This is a genomic window from Pseudoalteromonas sp. P1-13-1a (genome assembly GCF_001401875.1).
Lineage (GTDB): Bacteria > Pseudomonadota > Gammaproteobacteria > Enterobacterales > Alteromonadaceae > Pseudoalteromonas.
On sequence record NZ_LKDV01000001.1, the window covers coordinates 61,660 to 76,790 of the forward strand.

At 42.5% G+C, this 15,131-nt stretch carries 21 protein-coding genes; 16 read left to right on the plus strand and 5 right to left on the minus strand.

Going from position 1 to position 15,131, the window contains the following annotated elements; genetic code table 11:
* Positions 1–93: 93 nt before the first annotated feature.
* From AN391_RS00285 to AN391_RS00300, 4 genes are read left to right on the plus strand one after another with little or no spacing between them, the layout of a single operon-like run.
* Entirely contained in the window at positions 94–903 is an 810-nt protein-coding gene (locus AN391_RS00285; protein ID WP_055013525.1) for a hemin ABC transporter substrate-binding protein, read from the plus strand.
* Positions 900–1,952 carry an iron ABC transporter permease gene (locus AN391_RS00290; RefSeq protein ID WP_055013526.1) on the plus strand — a complete coding sequence of 351 codons (1,053 nt, stop codon included), beginning with the start codon at positions 900–902 and terminating at the stop codon, positions 1,950–1,952. The genes AN391_RS00285 and AN391_RS00290 overlap by 4 nt, the downstream gene beginning before the upstream one ends.
* Positions 1,949–2,737, plus strand: coding sequence for a heme ABC transporter ATP-binding protein (locus AN391_RS00295; protein ID WP_055013527.1), 789 nt, complete (start codon positions 1,949–1,951; stop codon positions 2,735–2,737). The genes AN391_RS00290 and AN391_RS00295 overlap by 4 nt, the downstream gene beginning before the upstream one ends.
* Positions 2,734–3,453, plus strand: coding sequence for a HugZ family protein (locus AN391_RS00300; protein WP_055013528.1), 720 nt, complete (start codon positions 2,734–2,736; stop codon positions 3,451–3,453). The genes AN391_RS00295 and AN391_RS00300 overlap by 4 nt, the downstream gene beginning before the upstream one ends.
* Positions 3,454–3,514: 61 nt before the next feature.
* On the opposite strand, the gene AN391_RS00305 is transcribed toward AN391_RS00300, so the two are convergent.
* Positions 3,515–4,447 (minus strand): ChaN family lipoprotein, encoded by a 933-nt coding sequence (locus tag AN391_RS00305; RefSeq protein ID WP_055013529.1) that lies wholly within the window; start codon positions 4,445–4,447, stop codon positions 3,515–3,517.
* 176 nt (positions 4,448–4,623) lie between these two features.
* Here AN391_RS00305 and AN391_RS00310 point away from each other — a divergent pair, with 176 nt between their 5' ends.
* The 5 genes from AN391_RS00310 to AN391_RS00330 are packed head-to-tail and all read left to right on the plus strand — an operon-like array spanning position 4,624 to position 6,478.
* Positions 4,624–5,043 carry a hypothetical protein gene (locus AN391_RS00310; RefSeq protein ID WP_055013530.1) on the plus strand — a complete coding sequence of 140 codons (420 nt, stop codon included), beginning with the start codon at positions 4,624–4,626 and terminating at the stop codon, positions 5,041–5,043.
* A gap of 3 nt (positions 5,044–5,046) precedes the next feature.
* Positions 5,047–5,454, plus strand: coding sequence for a hypothetical protein (locus tag AN391_RS00315; RefSeq protein ID WP_055013531.1), 408 nt, complete (start codon positions 5,047–5,049; stop codon positions 5,452–5,454).
* A 13-nt stretch (positions 5,455–5,467) separates the two neighbouring features.
* The gene (locus AN391_RS00320) at positions 5,468–5,650 is read left to right on the plus strand and encodes a hypothetical protein (RefSeq protein WP_055013532.1); all 183 of its coding nucleotides are present in this window, start codon (positions 5,468–5,470) and stop codon (positions 5,648–5,650) included.
* Between the two features lie 11 nt (positions 5,651–5,661).
* The gene (sodN, locus tag AN391_RS00325) at positions 5,662–6,162 is read left to right on the plus strand and encodes a superoxide dismutase, Ni (protein ID WP_055013533.1); all 501 of its coding nucleotides are present in this window, start codon (positions 5,662–5,664) and stop codon (positions 6,160–6,162) included.
* Positions 6,163–6,172: 10 nt separating this feature from the next.
* Positions 6,173–6,478, plus strand: a complete 306-nt coding sequence (locus AN391_RS00330) for a S24 family peptidase (protein ID WP_268795547.1) — start codon at positions 6,173–6,175, stop codon at positions 6,476–6,478.
* A gap of 76 nt (positions 6,479–6,554) precedes the next feature.
* On the opposite strand, the gene AN391_RS00335 is transcribed toward AN391_RS00330, so the two are convergent.
* From AN391_RS00335 to gcvA, 3 genes are all read right to left on the minus strand, one after another.
* Positions 6,555–7,766, minus strand: a complete 1,212-nt coding sequence (locus tag AN391_RS00335) for an MFS transporter (RefSeq protein WP_055013535.1) — start codon at positions 7,764–7,766, stop codon at positions 6,555–6,557.
* A gap of 57 nt (positions 7,767–7,823) precedes the next feature.
* Positions 7,824–8,345 carry a carboxymuconolactone decarboxylase family protein gene (locus tag AN391_RS00340; protein WP_055013536.1) on the minus strand — a complete coding sequence of 174 codons (522 nt, stop codon included), beginning with the start codon at positions 8,343–8,345 and terminating at the stop codon, positions 7,824–7,826.
* Between the two features lie 155 nt (positions 8,346–8,500).
* On the minus strand, positions 8,501–9,430 hold the full coding sequence (gene gcvA, locus AN391_RS00345; RefSeq protein WP_055013537.1) for a transcriptional regulator GcvA: 930 nt from the start codon (positions 9,428–9,430) through the stop codon (positions 8,501–8,503).
* A 169-nt stretch (positions 9,431–9,599) separates the two neighbouring features.
* On the opposite strand from gcvA, the gene AN391_RS00350 reads away from it, so the two are divergent.
* From AN391_RS00350 to AN391_RS00370, 5 genes are all read left to right on the plus strand, one after another.
* Entirely contained in the window at positions 9,600–10,376 is a 777-nt protein-coding gene (locus AN391_RS00350; protein ID WP_055013538.1) for an SDR family NAD(P)-dependent oxidoreductase, read from the plus strand.
* A 72-nt stretch (positions 10,377–10,448) separates the two neighbouring features.
* Positions 10,449–10,733 carry a hypothetical protein gene (locus tag AN391_RS00355; protein ID WP_055013539.1) on the plus strand — a complete coding sequence of 95 codons (285 nt, stop codon included), beginning with the start codon at positions 10,449–10,451 and terminating at the stop codon, positions 10,731–10,733.
* A gap of 24 nt (positions 10,734–10,757) precedes the next feature.
* Positions 10,758–11,102 (plus strand): carboxymuconolactone decarboxylase family protein, encoded by a 345-nt coding sequence (locus AN391_RS00360; protein WP_055013540.1) that lies wholly within the window; start codon positions 10,758–10,760, stop codon positions 11,100–11,102.
* A 225-nt stretch (positions 11,103–11,327) separates the two neighbouring features.
* Entirely contained in the window at positions 11,328–12,002 is a 675-nt protein-coding gene (locus tag AN391_RS00365; RefSeq protein ID WP_055013541.1) for a cupin domain-containing protein, read from the plus strand.
* A gap of 3 nt (positions 12,003–12,005) precedes the next feature.
* Complete coding sequence (locus AN391_RS00370) at positions 12,006–13,109, plus strand: FAD-dependent oxidoreductase (RefSeq protein ID WP_055013542.1); 1,104 nt, start codon at positions 12,006–12,008, stop codon at positions 13,107–13,109.
* A 390-nt stretch (positions 13,110–13,499) separates the two neighbouring features.
* Here the strand turns inward: AN391_RS00370 and AN391_RS00375 are convergent, their stop codons facing one another.
* Positions 13,500–13,871 (minus strand): helix-turn-helix domain-containing protein, encoded by a 372-nt coding sequence (locus AN391_RS00375; RefSeq protein ID WP_055013543.1) that lies wholly within the window; start codon positions 13,869–13,871, stop codon positions 13,500–13,502.
* A 119-nt stretch (positions 13,872–13,990) separates the two neighbouring features.
* Between AN391_RS00375 and AN391_RS00380 the strand changes: the two genes are divergently transcribed.
* Positions 13,991–14,572, plus strand: coding sequence for an NAD(P)H-dependent oxidoreductase (locus tag AN391_RS00380; RefSeq protein WP_055013544.1), 582 nt, complete (start codon positions 13,991–13,993; stop codon positions 14,570–14,572).
* 9 nt (positions 14,573–14,581) lie between these two features.
* A complete protein-coding gene (locus tag AN391_RS00385; RefSeq protein WP_055013545.1) occupies positions 14,582–15,124 on the plus strand; it encodes a peroxiredoxin-like family protein in 543 nt (180 codons plus the stop codon).
* Positions 15,125–15,131: the final 7 nt, after the last annotated feature.

Below are 15,131 nucleotides of genomic sequence, written 5' to 3' on the forward strand. Positions count from 1 at the left end.
ACTAAGTCAAATTGAGATCAATTAATTATGATAATCATTTTCATTTAGGTTTAATTGATTATAATAGCCGAAAAATAAAAACCGGAGTATGTAATGAAATACCTATTTATAGTGTTTGCTTTAATGGCCCAACCTGCACTTGCGCAAGAACGCGTTATTAGCGCGGGCGGCACCCTAACTGAAATAATTTATGCGCTAGGCCAACAAAATGACCTTGTAGCGGTTGATCAATCTAGCATGTACCCGCAACAAGCTACGCAGTTACCGCAGGTGGGTTATTATCGCGATTTAGCAGCAGAAGGCGTACTTTCTATGCGCCCAACCACCTTATTAGCGCTTGAAGGGGCAGGGCGAAGCCAAGCACTTAAGCAAATTGAGGCAACAGGGGTTAAGCTCATTCATTATAAAAAGCCTACTTCTGTTAACGAGCTACTTGCGCTAATTAAACGCTTGGGTGACGATTTAAACGCCCAGCAAAAAGCACAGTCACTTATTACTCAAATTAAAAAATCGCTGCCCAAAAAGGCAAAACAGCAAACGCACAGTGCGCTATTTTTACTCTCAGCTAATGAGCGCGGGCTTGTTGCCGCCGGGCAAGAAACCGTGCCTAATTTATTATTTAGCTACGCAGGCATTACTAATATAGGCGCTACGCATTCAGGATTTAAAGCAATTAACACTGAGATACTGGCTGTAAATCAGCCCGATTTTTTAGTCGCCCCAGCCCACGTTGTACACAGCCTTGGCGGTAAGCAGGCCTTTTGTGAGCAGCCTACTCTACGTTTATTAAAAGCGGCGCAAAGCTGTAATTTACTTGTAATGAATAGCCTGCTTTCGCTTGGCATGTCGCCGCGCATTGCCACAGCAATTAATGCGCTTAGCGAGTATAAAGCTAACTTATGAACACCCTAACATTGAGCCACTTTAGGCCTGTAACTCTTAGTCCAACCCATAAATGGATGCTATTTTCATCTGTTTGTATTTTTGCTTTGGCGCTACTAAGCATAGGGTACGGGCCTGCCGGATGGGATTGGCGTTTAGCCATTGCGTGGCTGGCACCCGAGTACTTTAACCAGTTTGATGCGCTACAAATTAATGTGGTTATGCAAATACGTTTGCCACGCTTTATGCTTGCTGTACTTGTCGGGTTGGTGCTTGCCCAAACAGGCGCGTCAACGCAAGCACTGTGCCGCAACCCATTGGCCGACCCATCTATTATTGGCATTAGTGCGGGTGCGGCCATGGTTGCAGTAGCATTTATTGCACTTAGCGCGCAGTTTAGTTTTAACGCGCAGTTGTATTTACCTTATGCCTCGTTTTTGGGGGCGCTTGGGGTAACCTCGCTGGTATATTTTATTGCCAAGCAACAAGGGCAAATTAATATCACCACACTTATATTAGTGGGAGTGGCTATTAACGCATTAGCCTTTGCGGTTATTGGGCTATTGAGCTTTTTTGCTGACGACAGCGCACTACGATTAATAAATTACTGGACCATGGGCTCGTTAGGCGGAGCAAGCTGGGGCACTATTATTCAAGCTGCGCCTTTGCTGCTTATTAGTCTTATTGGCCTGTGGCGCTTAAAAGAGCCCATGAACTTACTCCTAATTGGCGAATCCCAAGCTCAGTACCTAGGAGTAGACACCAATAAACTTAAATTATATGTCATTATACTTGTTGCATTAGGTGTTGGTGCAGTCGTGGCGCTTACCGGCTTAATAGGGTTTGTTGGTTTAGTCGTCCCGCATATTGCCCGCCTAATGGTGGGGCCGCATTTACGTAATATGCTGCCGCTTTGTATGTTAATTGGCATAGTAGTATTGCTACTTTCAGACTGGTTAGCACGCTTAGTCGTTATGCCTGCAGAGCTACCTATTGGCATTATTACTGCGCTTTTAGGTGCGCCATTGTTTATTTATTTAATCGTTAAAAATAAGCGAGGTTGGTCATGATCGCGTTTAGTAATCTAAGCGTTGGCTTTGGCAACCATAGCGTTTTAAACACCATTAATGGCAGTGCTGAACAAGGCCAACTTGTCGCATTACTTGGTGAAAATGGCGCGGGTAAGTCTACTTTGCTACATACCTTAGCGGGTATGCATGCCTTTACAGGTAGTGTACTTTTTAATAATAAGCCGCTGGCCACTCACGCTAAAAAAAGCCTAGCTACACAGCGCGCAGTAATGATGCAAGCTAACCATGTAGGGTTTGATTTTACCGTATTTGAGCTTATTGCTATGGGCCGCTACCCGTATGTAGAGTCATTAAAAATGCAAAGCGAAAAAGTACATAAGTACGCCGCTATTATGGATTTAAGTAATTACTTAACTCGCCGCGTAAGTGCGCTTTCGGGCGGCGAGCAACAACGTGTGCATATGGCGCGCACTTTAGCGCAACTAAACGCCTTCACACAATCGGCCGAGCCAAAACTCATGCTGCTCGACGAGCCTACATCCGCACTTGATATGCGCCACCAGCATGCTTTGCTCAGCTGCGTTAAAGCATTTGTAGAGCAAGGTAACAGCGCTATTATAGCAATACACGATCTAAATTTGGCCAGCCTGTATGCAACCGACGCTATTTTACTGCACAACAAAAAAGTGCTGCAAAGCGGGCCTATAAACACTGTACTAACTGAACAAAACTTACAACAAATGTACGCCATGAAACTGCACGTAAATCCTCATCCTTATAACGATGCACCCATGGTTTTTTCTCAACGTCAGGAGTTTTTATGAGAGAGCAAGCATTAAACGATGCACGCACCTTGGTTTACAAAACCAATGCCGGTGTTATGTCAACTATTTCAAATAATTTACGCGGCTACCCGTTTGGCTCAGTAACTCCCTATATGTGCGACGAGCAAGGCCGGGTTTACTTTTTTATTAGCGATATAGCCCAGCACACTAAAAACCTAAAACACGACTCTCGTATGAGCCTAACTATTTTTGATGCCGCCGCCAGTGGCGATCAAAACGAGCACGGGCGAGTAACGCTTGTAGGCGATGGCTCTATTGTGCCAAGTGAGCAAGCACACACTTTACTTAATAACTATATTGCCCTATACCCCGAAGCCGCTAGCTATCGCAACGCGCACGACTTTCAATTATGGCAATTAGACGTAGTACGAGTGCGTTACATTGGCGGATTTGGCAAAATATTTTGGCTTGAACAAACCGAGTGGCAGGGCGAGGCAAAAGCCTGGGACGAAAGCCAGCAGCAAAGCATGATTAACCACATGAACGACGATCATCAAGATGCTATGTCGCTCATATTAATGCAGCACCACAGCGTTGCTGATAACACCCCAATAATGAGCGGCCTATTACCCACAGGCTTTTATATACAAAGCCAAAAGCGTAACTACTTTATTAACTTTAAAGCCTTGTGCAACAGCCCGTTAGAGGTTCGTAAAGCGTTGGTTGAGTTAACTAACCAAGCCCGCAATAACTAAATATATGACGACATAGTTAACCTGAGCCCTAGCTAAAAGATTCACTAACTATGTCGTTATTTTATAAGCAAACTGTTTGCTCGCCGCGTTTAGCTAACGCTTTAAAAGCCGCTTGTTGATGCTGTTTTTGCACATAACGAGGTGGCAAAGCGTTAACCTGCAACTGATACCCTGTTTGATTAGCTTGCACACTTGTTACCGGCGATATCCAAACAACATTGAGCGATGGTGCTAACCGCTTAATAACACGCGCTATACCTTCACCATTTTTCACATGAAAATCGCCCGCTATATGCATTACCCGCGCACCGTTATGATTATTCAAATAGTTAACAATAGACTCAGCCATGGTTTCATCCCAGGTAACTTGCGCAGCATAATAGTTTTCGTTTTGACTCGCCGTGCCGTGGTGCATTGATGCCATAAAGCGTTGTTTATAATCACTGGGGGAGGTATCAATAGTGCTGGCAATATAACTTTGCTGTGTTTCATCAAGTTTATTTAGGTAACTTATGCCTTGCCTGCCAATACAGGTAACAATGTTTTTAGGTGCATTTGCTGCTATTACATCGCTATTGTTCGCTTTAGCCAGCTCTATAAGTGGCCGATAATCGCTTTTGTAATTGGGCCACGCTTGCGTGTTATCAATTAAATATTGCTCGCCAATTTCACCCTTAACGTACTGATTTAAAATAGGCTGATCGGCACGGCTAAATTGCTCAAGCGACAGGGCAGTGCGTTTATTACTTTTGCTTAATTGCTCAAATAACGCAGCCTGAAATAAATGCACGCCTGGGTGCGTATGCCATTCACCTACTAAAATCACATCGGCATTTAAAAGTGTTGGCTCTAATAATACAGAGCTAACAGGTTTTGCTTGTGAATTGTAAAGTGCTGAAAAATATAATGATGAGCTGTTATCAGGCGGCACAGTGGTTGTACTACAACCGCCCAAACCAGTCACTAACGCCAGAGCTAACATAGACTTTTTCATACGCACTTCACACACCCATTAATACAAATAATTATCAATATCATATATTTATAATGCGCTTTATACCACCCCAATAAAACACAAACCCAAATAAATACAAATAAAAACAATTATCATTTGATCTATTTGTATTTCTACTTTACAGTTTTAGCAAGTAAATAAATGAGGAACATATTATGGCTTTGCCATTTCTGTGCGCTAGGCATAAACAACATGTTTTATGCCAACCTGAGCAAGCACTTATAGATATTAAAACCGCACAATTAAGTGGTGAGGCATTATTTAAACAAACCCAGTTTGCACAGGCATTACCGCATTTAGGTAGTGCGCTAGAAAGCGTTACGTTACTAACGCAAATGCATAATTACGCCGATAAAACGCAGCTTATCCAAATAACCTCACTTACAGAGCGCCTGTATGCCACGCTGTATTTTTTAGGCGAAAAACACGCTGCCCATAACGCCCTAGCACAATCAATTAGCCTGCTATACGACCTTTTTTATTGTGACGACAAACTCAGTGATTTTGTTTTTGCATGTATTGCGCAACTTAAAAAGCTCGCATTACAACACCCACAACACCTTACAGAGCACTAATATATGCACAATTTAAGCGAGTACCAGCAATGGCAAAGCTATACAAAAGTAGGTAACGAATGCTTTAACAATGGCAATATTAAAAGTGCTAAAAGCCACTACCAAGTTGCTTTGTCGTTATCTAATAACTTGTTAAGCGCACACCCAACAGATAAAGCCGCTGTATGTGCCATGTTGGTCGCTCATCATAATTTAGCAACGTTACTCGCGCAGCAAACGCAATGTGGCTCAGCCTACAGTTTATTAAAACAAGCCCAACACCGCCTAGAAAAACAGCTTAGCAATAGCCATAAGCACAACGACTTATCGGCTTTATTGTGGGGGCTAAGTAAAAACCGCAGTGAGCTTATGGTGTTTGTTAAAACGCATTCATTTACACCCGTATCGTTTGCAACACAGAGTCTTAATTAAAGGAGATAAACACATGAAAAACTTACTCGTTATTTTTATAGCCATGGTGAGCTTACCGCTTTTTGCCCACGAAGGTCACGACCACGCGCATTGGTCTGCTGCGTACTTACACTTACTATTTTATGGCGCCATTATAGCCGTAGTAGCCGCTTTTTCGTTTTCGTTTTACAAACGTGCCAAGCGCAATAAATCATAAGGAAACGCAGTATGCTTTACTCATTTATTAACAGCCTAGATAAACTTTTAAAATTTAAAAGTGCAGCAGCACATTGCGATATTCCTTGCAAAATATACGACCCAAGCACGGCACAAATTGCAGCATTAAGCGTAATTAGATTTATAGACATTATTAACGAATTAGAACAACCGCTATCAGTAGCAAATACTGCACAACTTGCGCGGTTAGTGCGCGAAAAAGAAATTCATGCTTCTAAAGTAAAAGAAGAAGTACGCGTAATTTGGGGCGACTACTTTAAACAGCCTCAGTTTGATCAGTTTCCTGATACGCATGCATTAGTGCATTCAATTATGCTCACTGCATCAAAGTGTAAACAACATATAGATCGCGAACACGCTGAGCAATTACTCGCACTAGTAAATCAATTTGCAGACTCGTTTTGGCAAACCAAAGGCATTGCAACCTATCAAGCAAAAAGCCCATACCCGCCAAGCGAGCACGTGGTCTACCCAGACCTAAAAAGCGCCTAGCTCTCACGTTGTGTTAAAGTGCAACATAAGCAAAGTAAGGGGGCAGAGTATGTCTCCTACTTTTTTTGATTTAGATTATGTACTAAGTATGTGCTGGCCAAATATAAACTACCAACTAGGTGATGTAGTACTGGTAGAGCACCCAAAGTATGGCCGCATCATCAAACGTATTTGCCATATAGGACTGCATAATACCTACTTATTAAGCGGCGACCATGCCAGTAGCACAAGTACAAAAGAGCTTGGTTTAATCAAGCAAGGGAATATTTTAGGCCGCGTTATATTTCATATAAAACAGCCTCGCTACAAAAATTAAAAGTAAGGCTACTTTGCCAGCAGCTTAATAAACTTTAGCTTGCTTATATAAGCGGCTTGTAGGGCGGTTAGTGTGTTTAGGCTTGGTATTTTTTGGTAAATATCAAAACAATAACGGCCAGTAATAAAGGCACAAACGATGCCCATAAAACGGTGTGCCAACCGTAGGCACTTAATAACCCACCCGATGAAAAAGAGCCCACCGCCATTAAGCCAAACATAATAAAATCACTAAACGATTGAGCACGGTTTTTTTCTTCTGGCTTGTGCGTTTCGAGCACTAATGCTGATGCCCCTAAAAAGCCAAAGTTCCAACCTATGCCTAACAAAATTAACAGCGCGTAAAAGTGATATACACCTTCACCTAAAAAGCCTATAGCTGCTGAAATTGCAGTTAAACTAATACCAAAAACAGAAATACGAGCAGCCCCAAAACGTGCAATGAGCTTACCGGTAAAAAAGCTAGGTGCATACATAGCAATAACATGCCACTGCATTCCTAAGTTTGCTGACTCTTGGCTATGTCCGTGCATATGCATTGCCAAAGGGGCCGATGTCATCAAAAAGTTCATCACCATATACGATGCTGCACCACAAATAACCGCGCTTATAAATCGTGGTTGCAAAGCTATTGTGCTCAATGACCTTCCTGAATATGCTTGATTTGCTAAAGGCTTAGCCAATTTAACGCCAAACAAAATAACACCAGCGAGAGCCGCGACAATGGCTTGCGCTATAAATGTGGCAGCAAACATTTTGTCTGACCATAGGTGCATGGTATGCGTAACTAACTGAGAGCCAATAACACCTGCAGCTACGCCACCTGCCATTACCATAGAAAGCGCTTGCGGGCGTTTATTTTCGGGCACGCCATCGGTTGCAGCAAACCGAAATGATAAGGCCACTGCCGCATAAGCGCCGCCCAATAGCGCAGATAAACAGTACAGCCAAAAACTGTCTATATACAACGCAATAGCCGCTAATAGTCCGGTTAAAACTCCCGCGCCAGTTCCGGCCATAAAGGCTGCACGGCGGCCATATTTTCGTGCTAATTCACCGGCGGGTAAAACACACAACGCCATGCCCAAAACAAAAATAGAAACAGGTAAAGTGGCTAAAAGTGCAGTAGGAGCAAGCAAACTGCCCACTACCGCACCTGTTGCATATAGCACAACGCTATTAGCCCCAGAAAGTGCCTGGGCTAACATTAAACGCCATAAGTTAGCTGTTTGAACTTGAGGGTCGCTCGGCTCAAGCCTATCTGAGTCTATAGCGTTTAATTTTTGCATGATTTCACTTTCCTAAAAGTATGTAAGGGGCTAAAAAGAGAGTTGTAGTTGAGGTATTTAAATGTCTAACGCCACTAAAAAGCGCGATACCATGTTATAAGCAGCCACAGTTGCTACCGCTTCTACAGTTTGCGTTTCGCCAAATAGTGCTTTTAATCGTTCAATAACGTCGCTATCAACATTTACTTTAGTGGTTGACTGCTCAGTAAGTTCAAGCAAAGCCAGCTCCTGCTCAGAGAATAACTCAGCATTTACTACCACACTTTTAAGTGCAGTTGCTTTTTCATCGCTACCGCCAGCTTGTATGTATGCTGGGTAGTGCACATTCCATTCAAAATCGGCTTTGTTTAATACCGCCACACGCAGCATAATAAGTTCGCGGTACTCAAGCGATAAACCAAAGTTTGCTCTAACGCGCCCTAGCAACTCATTCCAGCCTTTAGCTAAAGGAAAGCTTTTTAGTAGTACTCTATCTATACCTATTAATTCACCGTTTGGACGACGACCTTGCATTTCGGCGAGTAGTTCGGCTGGGGCTTGCTCGCCATCTTGCCATGGCGATACTCTTACTTGTGACATAATATTTACTCCTAATTAAACGCCACTTTAGTCATTTAAGTGGCTAACTTGGAGCGAAATCTTACGGGGAATGAACGTGGTTAACCACAGAGATTATCTTTTAATATGGTAAACATTTTCTTTACTGTTATGAGTTATAAAAGTACTCCTGAGCTTTAATTTCTTTTAGCCCGCGGGTTTTCTACCTCTTTAAATAGCCATTCTTTAAATGCCTGTATTCTTGGCAGCTCAGCACATTCGGGGCGATAAATAACGTAATACGCCAAAGGCGATTCAAAATAAATATGAGGGAATAACCTGACCAATCGCCCAGAGGCTAGGTCATCTTTAGCCATTACACTGCGTGCTAACGCCACGCCGTGACCGTCAATAGCTGACTGCAATACAGCCGCTGAGTTATTTATTTGAATACTTTTAGTGGTTAAAGGGCCTGTTACTCCGGCTTTTTTTAACCACGCCGACCAAGACGGAAAACCCGTATGGTCATCCATTGACTGATCGTGTATTAGGGTTTCGTTCAATAGTTTATCTATGGTATTTAAGCGGTTTGAGTCTTCTAAAAACTTAGGAGAGCATACCGGGTATACCTCTTCATCCATTAGTTTTTCTGCGCTTAAGCCCTGCCAAGTGCCTACACCAAAGCGTATGCCTATATCTATACGTTGCTCAGTAAAATCGACCGGCTTTAAATTAGTATTTAAATTTACACTGGTTTGCGAACATATTTCTTGAAAAAAATGCAACCTAGGTAATAACCATTTAGCGGCAAATGCAGGGCTTACTGCAACCGTTAATGCACCGCTTATGGCGTTGTCTTTTAAAATGTCTAGCCCTTGAGCAAGTTTATCAAACCCTTCGCGTATTAATGGCAGGGCACTTTGCGCGGTTTCGGTGGTTATTAGCCGTGTTTTACCAGAGCTCATTCTATGAAACAGCGGTGTGTCGAGCCACTCTTCTAATGTTTTTACCAGCTGCCCAACGGCTGCTGGGGTTACGTTTAGCTCATCAGCTGCCGCTGAAAAACTTTGGTGCCTTGCGCTTGCTTCAAACGCTTTTAATGCATTGAGATGTATAGGTGATTTCATACGATAAACTTTTTCTTTATTGATGATTCAGATTATCTCGTTTGTTAAAGCAAGTAAATAAGTAAAAAATACCTCCCAAGCCAAACAGCAAGTTACTTGCTATTAGGCAACTCAATACTTTTTATTTATATAACAAATACAGCGCATATTAGCGCTTGGAGAAATAATCATGACTAAGCAATTTTTAGGTAAAAAGTTACTCGTTATTGGTGGTACTAGCGGCATGGGTTTTGACACGGCTCGATTAATTTTAGAGCAAGGCGGCCAAGCTGTCATTGTTGGCCACCGTAAAGAAAAAGCCCAAGCAGCAAAAGAGCAGCTATCAGCTTTAGGCACTGTTGAGGTGTTAACCGCTGATTTAACCAGCGATGAAGGCGTGCAAAACTTAATTAATACACTTTCACAAGACCACACAGACGTCGATTTACTGGTAAATGCTGCCGGTGTGTTTTTCCCTAAACCATTTTTAGAGCACGAAGCGGCTGATTACGATCAATACATGCAAATTAACCGCGCGTTGTTTTTTATTACACAAAAAGTAGCCGCTAATTTAGTGGCAGCAAAACGCGCAGGCGCCATTGTTAATGTGGGTTCTATGTGGGGTAAGCAAGCTATTGCCGCTACCCCCTCGTCGGCGTATTCAATGGCTAAGGCAAGTTTACATGCGCTAACGCAACATCTAGCAATGGAATTAGCAGCGCACAACATTCGCGTTAATGCAGTATCGCCAGCGGTTGTACAAACGCCAATTTACGAAGGTTTTATTCCTAAAGCACAAGTAAACGATGCCCTGCAAGGCTTTAACAGTTTCCACCCAATTGGCCGTGTAGGTACAAGCGAAGATGTCGCCAACACCATTACGTTTTTACTCAGCGACAAAGCCGCTTGGGTCACAGGTGCAGTATGGGATGTTGACGGCGGCGTAATGGCAGGTCGTAACTCATAGCTATTAATAAATACTGTAAGCGCTAATGGGCTAAAGCAGCCCATAGCTAAATTTAATCACTGGAGAACAAATATGGTTTATTTACAAATTACACTAAATGTTGACCACGGTAATAGAAAAGCAGCAGCAGAGGTTTTTAATACCTACAAAGCCCCATTTTTAGACACTGTAAGAGGCGCAGTTTCAAAAGAGTTATTAGCGCGTGATGAAGATGTACAAGTGCTTCACGGCTTTGAAACTATTGAGCACGCTCATGAGTATTTAGAAAGCGATTTATTTAATGCCGATGTAGTTACCGCGCTCGCGCCACTACTTACTAATGACCCAGAAGTACGCATTTACTGCGTAGCTGAGTAAAAACTTAAGATAGGAAAGTAAAAAATGTCACAAGATTGGAACGCGTACCGCACCGAAGTAATGAACACTGTAGGTGCGTTTGCTAAGCAAAGCCCAGATACCCTACGCGGATTAATGACAATGGATGGCGCTGGCGCAAAAACAGGCCATTTAACGCCTAAATTACATGAGCTAATAGCACTCGCTGTTGCCGTAACAACACGTTGTGATGGGTGTATTGCGATGCACACTAAAAAAGCGGTTGAGCACGGCGCAACAATTGGTGAAATATCTGAAGCGTTAGGCGTTGCTGTAGCCTTAAATGCAGGTGCAGCGCTAACTTACAGTGCACGAGTACTTGACGCTCACGCACAATTACAAAACGCTTAATAAGCGTAAATTTATACCAATTCGCTTAATTAAGTGATCTATTTTGAGGTTGGAAAAACGTGTTGATAGTTAGGCAAGAAATTCGCTATTTAGTTGTTATATATGAGAATTTTTTAACGCAGGTAGCGACACGTTTAGCCCCGCAAAATGATTAAGTATTAGTGCGGATTGGTATCACAGAGTAATAACTTATGTTATTGCTCTTATTTTATTTAGGTTGGACAAATGCGAGTCAATTCAGATTTTTCACAACACGCTTTAATGCTGCCAAGTCAATATAGTTGGCAAACATCGCCTCAGGCGGGTGTTGAGCGCGTAATGCTCGACAGAATAGGCGCTGAAAAAGCCAGAGCAACAAGCGTAGTACGCTACGCGCCTGAGTCTACTTTTCCAAGCCATGCTCACCCAGGTGGAGAAGAAATAATGGTACTTTCGGGCACTTTTTCAGATGAGTCGGGCGACTACCCACAAGGCTTTTATTTACGAAATCCGCCAGGGTCTTCACATGCACCTAAAAGTAAAAGTGGCGCAACCATTTTTGTAAAACTGTGGCAAATGTGCGTAACAGAAACCACCTCTGTGCGCATAAATACACACGATCCGGCTACGTGGATAACACAAAATAACCGCACAATATGCCCGCTTTATCAAGATGATAACGAAGTAACTAAACTGGTTAAGTTAACCCCGCAACAGCCCCTATTTGATAACCTAAAAGCACATAATGCCTTAGAGCTATTTGTACTGGGCGGCAGCGTAATACACAACGAGGTAGAATATTCAAAAGGAAGCTGGCTAAGGCTGCCAAGCACGAGTAAAGCGTTAATATCAGCGGGAAATAACAGCGCTACAATTTACCTAAAAGTAGGGAATTTTAAAAACGTAGGCTGTGGAGGCTAAATAATGCGTACAAAAATTGCGATTATAGGCGGTGGGCTAAGCGGCGTGTATGCAGCTTATCAGTTAGAGCAACAAGGCATTACCGATTACATATTGCTTGAAGCCAGAGACCAATTAGGTGGCCGTATTATGGACTTTACAAGCCTGTCGCAAGCGACAACAAACAGCTTTGATCTTGGCCCAACGTGGTTTTGGCCAGAGTTTCAGCCGCAATTAAATGCCATTATTAAAACGCTAAACCTAGAAACATTTGCCCAGTACGATCAAGGCAATACGTTAGTAGAGCACTCACATACGCAGCCGCCAACAGCAATGCCCGGTTATACGCATGCGCCTAAGTCTATGCGGCTAAAGGGTGGCATGGGCATACTTATTAATACCTTACATGAAAAGCTTAGCAACAAACACATAGTGACCGGCGCTTTGGTAAACACAATTACCCACCAACACGGTCATATTGAAGTTAACTTTAGCACCTCTAACACAGCCGATAATAAAGTAAACGTTGAGCACGTAATGCTTGCGCTACCACCACGCTTAGCCACAAGCCAAATAACATTTACCCCCGCATTGCCAAGCGATTTAGTATCGCAGTGGCAAAATACCGCAACCTGGATGGCACCCCACGCTAAGTATATTGCTGTGTACGATACGCCATTTTGGCGTAAGCAAACGCTCTCGGGCAGCGCCCGCAGCAGCGTTGGGCCAATGGCAGAAATACACGACGCATCAAACCCACAAGGCCAAGCCGCATTATTTGGCTTTATTGGCATACCCGCCGATGATCGAAAACGCATTAGTAATGAAGATTTAATCACACATTGCAAAGCGCAATTAGTCAGGCTTTTTGGCGCACAAGCCGCCACACCAAAAGCCGATATTATTAAAGACTGGGCACAAGACCCGCTCACCGCAACATCGCTTGATATACACGCAGCTAATACGCATGCGCCAGCACCTTACATAACCGCGCAAAATGGCCCATGGCATCAAAATTTAGTCGGTATTGGCAGCGAATGGTCGGTGCAATTTCCGGGCTATGTAGCTGGTGCGGTTGATGCAGCAAACATAGGCGTTGAGCTGTATTTAAAAAAAGTTAACGCGTGATGTGTAGAGGCTGAGGTTTGAGCTTAGCGTTTTAATGGATAGCTCATAACGGCAGCTGATGGGCGGTTATGAGCGAACTCCGGAGATTAGACATAATTTTTGCGAAAATCCGCTTCAGACAAAGAGCGGACGCTCAGGTTTAAAAACTCATAGTGCTGCTTTGTGCCAATAGAGGATCACCAGCCTAAACTCGTTTTTGCCCCAAAACGAGTTAACGTAAATGCTCTAAGGGTGGCTTTAAGCGGAGAGCAGAGAGTCGAACAAAATCATTTTTGGACAAAAGTGATTTAACGTAATTACTCTATAGGTCGTAAAGTTACCCTAAATTCGAGGCTTGCTCATCTGATACGGAAAGACCACTGTTAAATATTGACTTGGAACAGGTAAAAACTACTTTGAATTTAACTCTATCCCATTTGCCTCTGACCATTTTCTTAAATCATCTAAAATAGAAAGTGCTGATTTGCCAAAATCAGTAAGTTCATATGTAACAGCTATGGGTCTGTCGCTTATAACCCTTCTAATTACCATACCTTCTTCTTCAAGTTCCTTGAGACGTTGATCAACCATTTTTTTTGTTGCGCCGCCTAGCATTCGAGTTAAGTCATTAAATCGGACTGGCTCATCTTTTAAATGATAAATGATTGATCCTTTCCATTTTCCACCGATCAAACGCATACCTTTTTCAATCGCGCAAGGCTCCATGCACGCGTTATAAACTTTTTTCCTTCCCTTACCATCTGTTTTTATTGAACTTTCCACAGTTTCTCTCTTATTTTCTTAAGGTTACTAAAAGTATACTAATTGATTGTAGTTAAAAGGTATATAAAATATACCACGGTTAGGCATTCAGAATAAATTTTATTTTTGGAGAAACACAAATGAGCAATATTTTAATTATTAATGGTCACCAATATTACCCTTTTTCGGAAGGCAAGCTAAACACTACGCTAGTAGAAAAAGCAGTTTCTATATTAGAGGCAAAAGGCCATAAAACTCGCGTAGTTACAATCTCAGAAGAGATTAATGTTGAGAAAGAACTTGAAAATCATCAATGGGCTGACATCGTTATTCTTCAAACCCCGGTAAACTGGATGAGTGTTACCTGGTCATTCAAAAAATACATGGATGAAGTCTATACAGCGGGTATGGGGGGTGCACTATGTGTTGGTGATGGTCGTGACGAATCTGCACCTAAAAAGAACTATGGCATGGGTGGCACACTAACTAATACAAAATACATGATGTCGCTAACGTTAAATGCGCCAGAAGAAGCGTTTAATGATGAAAACGAATTCTTTAATGGAAAATCAATTGATGACCTATTATTCCCTATGCATATGAACTTCAAGTTTTTTGGTATGAAGCCTATGGAAACATTTGCATGCTTCGATGTGATGAAAAATGCAGAGATTGAAAGCGACTTCAAACGTTTTGAAGCTCACATTAACAAACATTTTTAAGGGGTAGTTATGAGCGTTGAATATACTACTAAATTACACGCGGGAGCTGACTTCCCTGTAATTGAAGCAAAGCTATTAAATGGTGATATTAAAAAGCTTTCTATTCCTGAAAATGGTTTGGATTGGAAGATGGTTGTTGTTTACAGAGGTCAACATTGCCCTCTTTGTACACGATACCTGAACCAATTAGGAAACGCGAAAGACTTACTTGCTCAAACAGGCGTAGATTTGATCGCCGTTTCTGGTGACAGTAAAGAGCAACTCGAAAGTCATATGGAAAGACTTAATGTGGCTTTCCCTATTGCATACGGCCTTACCCTTGAACAAATGGAAGAACTTGGGTTGTACATATCAGATCCAAGGTCCCTAGAAGAAACCGATCATCCATTTGCTGAACCGGGGCTATTTGTAGTCAATAGTGAAGGAAAAGTTCACGTAGCAGACATTTCTAACAATCCGTTTGTAAGACCTGAACTTCAGTCTCTAATTAGTGGCTTAGCTTGGATACGAAACCCTGACAACAACTACCCCATTCGTGGTATGCATAAATAGGAGCTAC

Bases quoted from the DNA above. Each gene is read 5' to 3' on its own strand.
- AN391_RS00305 (WP_055013529.1), bottom strand. From the start codon at position 4,447: ATGAAAAAGTCTATGTTAGCTCTGGCGTTAGTGACTGGTTTGGGCGGT.
- AN391_RS00380 (WP_055013544.1), top strand. From the start codon at position 13,991: ATGAGCAATATTTTAATTATTAATGGTCACCAATATTACCCTTTTTCG.
- gcvA (WP_055013537.1), bottom strand. From the start codon at position 9,430: ATGAAATCACCTATACATCTCAATGCATTAAAAGCGTTTGAAGCAAGC.
- sodN (WP_055013533.1), top strand. From the start codon at position 5,662: ATGCTTTACTCATTTATTAACAGCCTAGATAAACTTTTAAAATTTAAA.
- AN391_RS00350 (WP_055013538.1), top strand. From the start codon at position 9,600: ATGACTAAGCAATTTTTAGGTAAAAAGTTACTCGTTATTGGTGGTACT.
- AN391_RS00285 (WP_055013525.1), top strand. From the start codon at position 94: ATGAAATACCTATTTATAGTGTTTGCTTTAATGGCCCAACCTGCACTT.
- AN391_RS00370 (WP_055013542.1), top strand. From the start codon at position 12,006: ATGCGTACAAAAATTGCGATTATAGGCGGTGGGCTAAGCGGCGTGTAT.
- AN391_RS00290 (WP_055013526.1), top strand. From the start codon at position 900: ATGAACACCCTAACATTGAGCCACTTTAGGCCTGTAACTCTTAGTCCA.
- AN391_RS00310 (WP_055013530.1), top strand. From the start codon at position 4,624: ATGGCTTTGCCATTTCTGTGCGCTAGGCATAAACAACATGTTTTATGC.
- AN391_RS00315 (WP_055013531.1), top strand. From the start codon at position 5,047: ATGCACAATTTAAGCGAGTACCAGCAATGGCAAAGCTATACAAAAGTA.
- AN391_RS00295 (WP_055013527.1), top strand. From the start codon at position 1,949: ATGATCGCGTTTAGTAATCTAAGCGTTGGCTTTGGCAACCATAGCGTT.
- AN391_RS00320 (WP_055013532.1), top strand. From the start codon at position 5,468: ATGAAAAACTTACTCGTTATTTTTATAGCCATGGTGAGCTTACCGCTT.
- AN391_RS00360 (WP_055013540.1), top strand. From the start codon at position 10,758: ATGTCACAAGATTGGAACGCGTACCGCACCGAAGTAATGAACACTGTA.
- AN391_RS00355 (WP_055013539.1), top strand. From the start codon at position 10,449: ATGGTTTATTTACAAATTACACTAAATGTTGACCACGGTAATAGAAAA.
- AN391_RS00335 (WP_055013535.1), bottom strand. From the start codon at position 7,766: ATGCAAAAATTAAACGCTATAGACTCAGATAGGCTTGAGCCGAGCGAC.
- AN391_RS00365 (WP_055013541.1), top strand. From the start codon at position 11,328: ATGCGAGTCAATTCAGATTTTTCACAACACGCTTTAATGCTGCCAAGT.
- AN391_RS00385 (WP_055013545.1), top strand. From the start codon at position 14,582: ATGAGCGTTGAATATACTACTAAATTACACGCGGGAGCTGACTTCCCT.
- AN391_RS00340 (WP_055013536.1), bottom strand. From the start codon at position 8,345: ATGTCACAAGTAAGAGTATCGCCATGGCAAGATGGCGAGCAAGCCCCA.
- AN391_RS00300 (WP_055013528.1), top strand. From the start codon at position 2,734: ATGAGAGAGCAAGCATTAAACGATGCACGCACCTTGGTTTACAAAACC.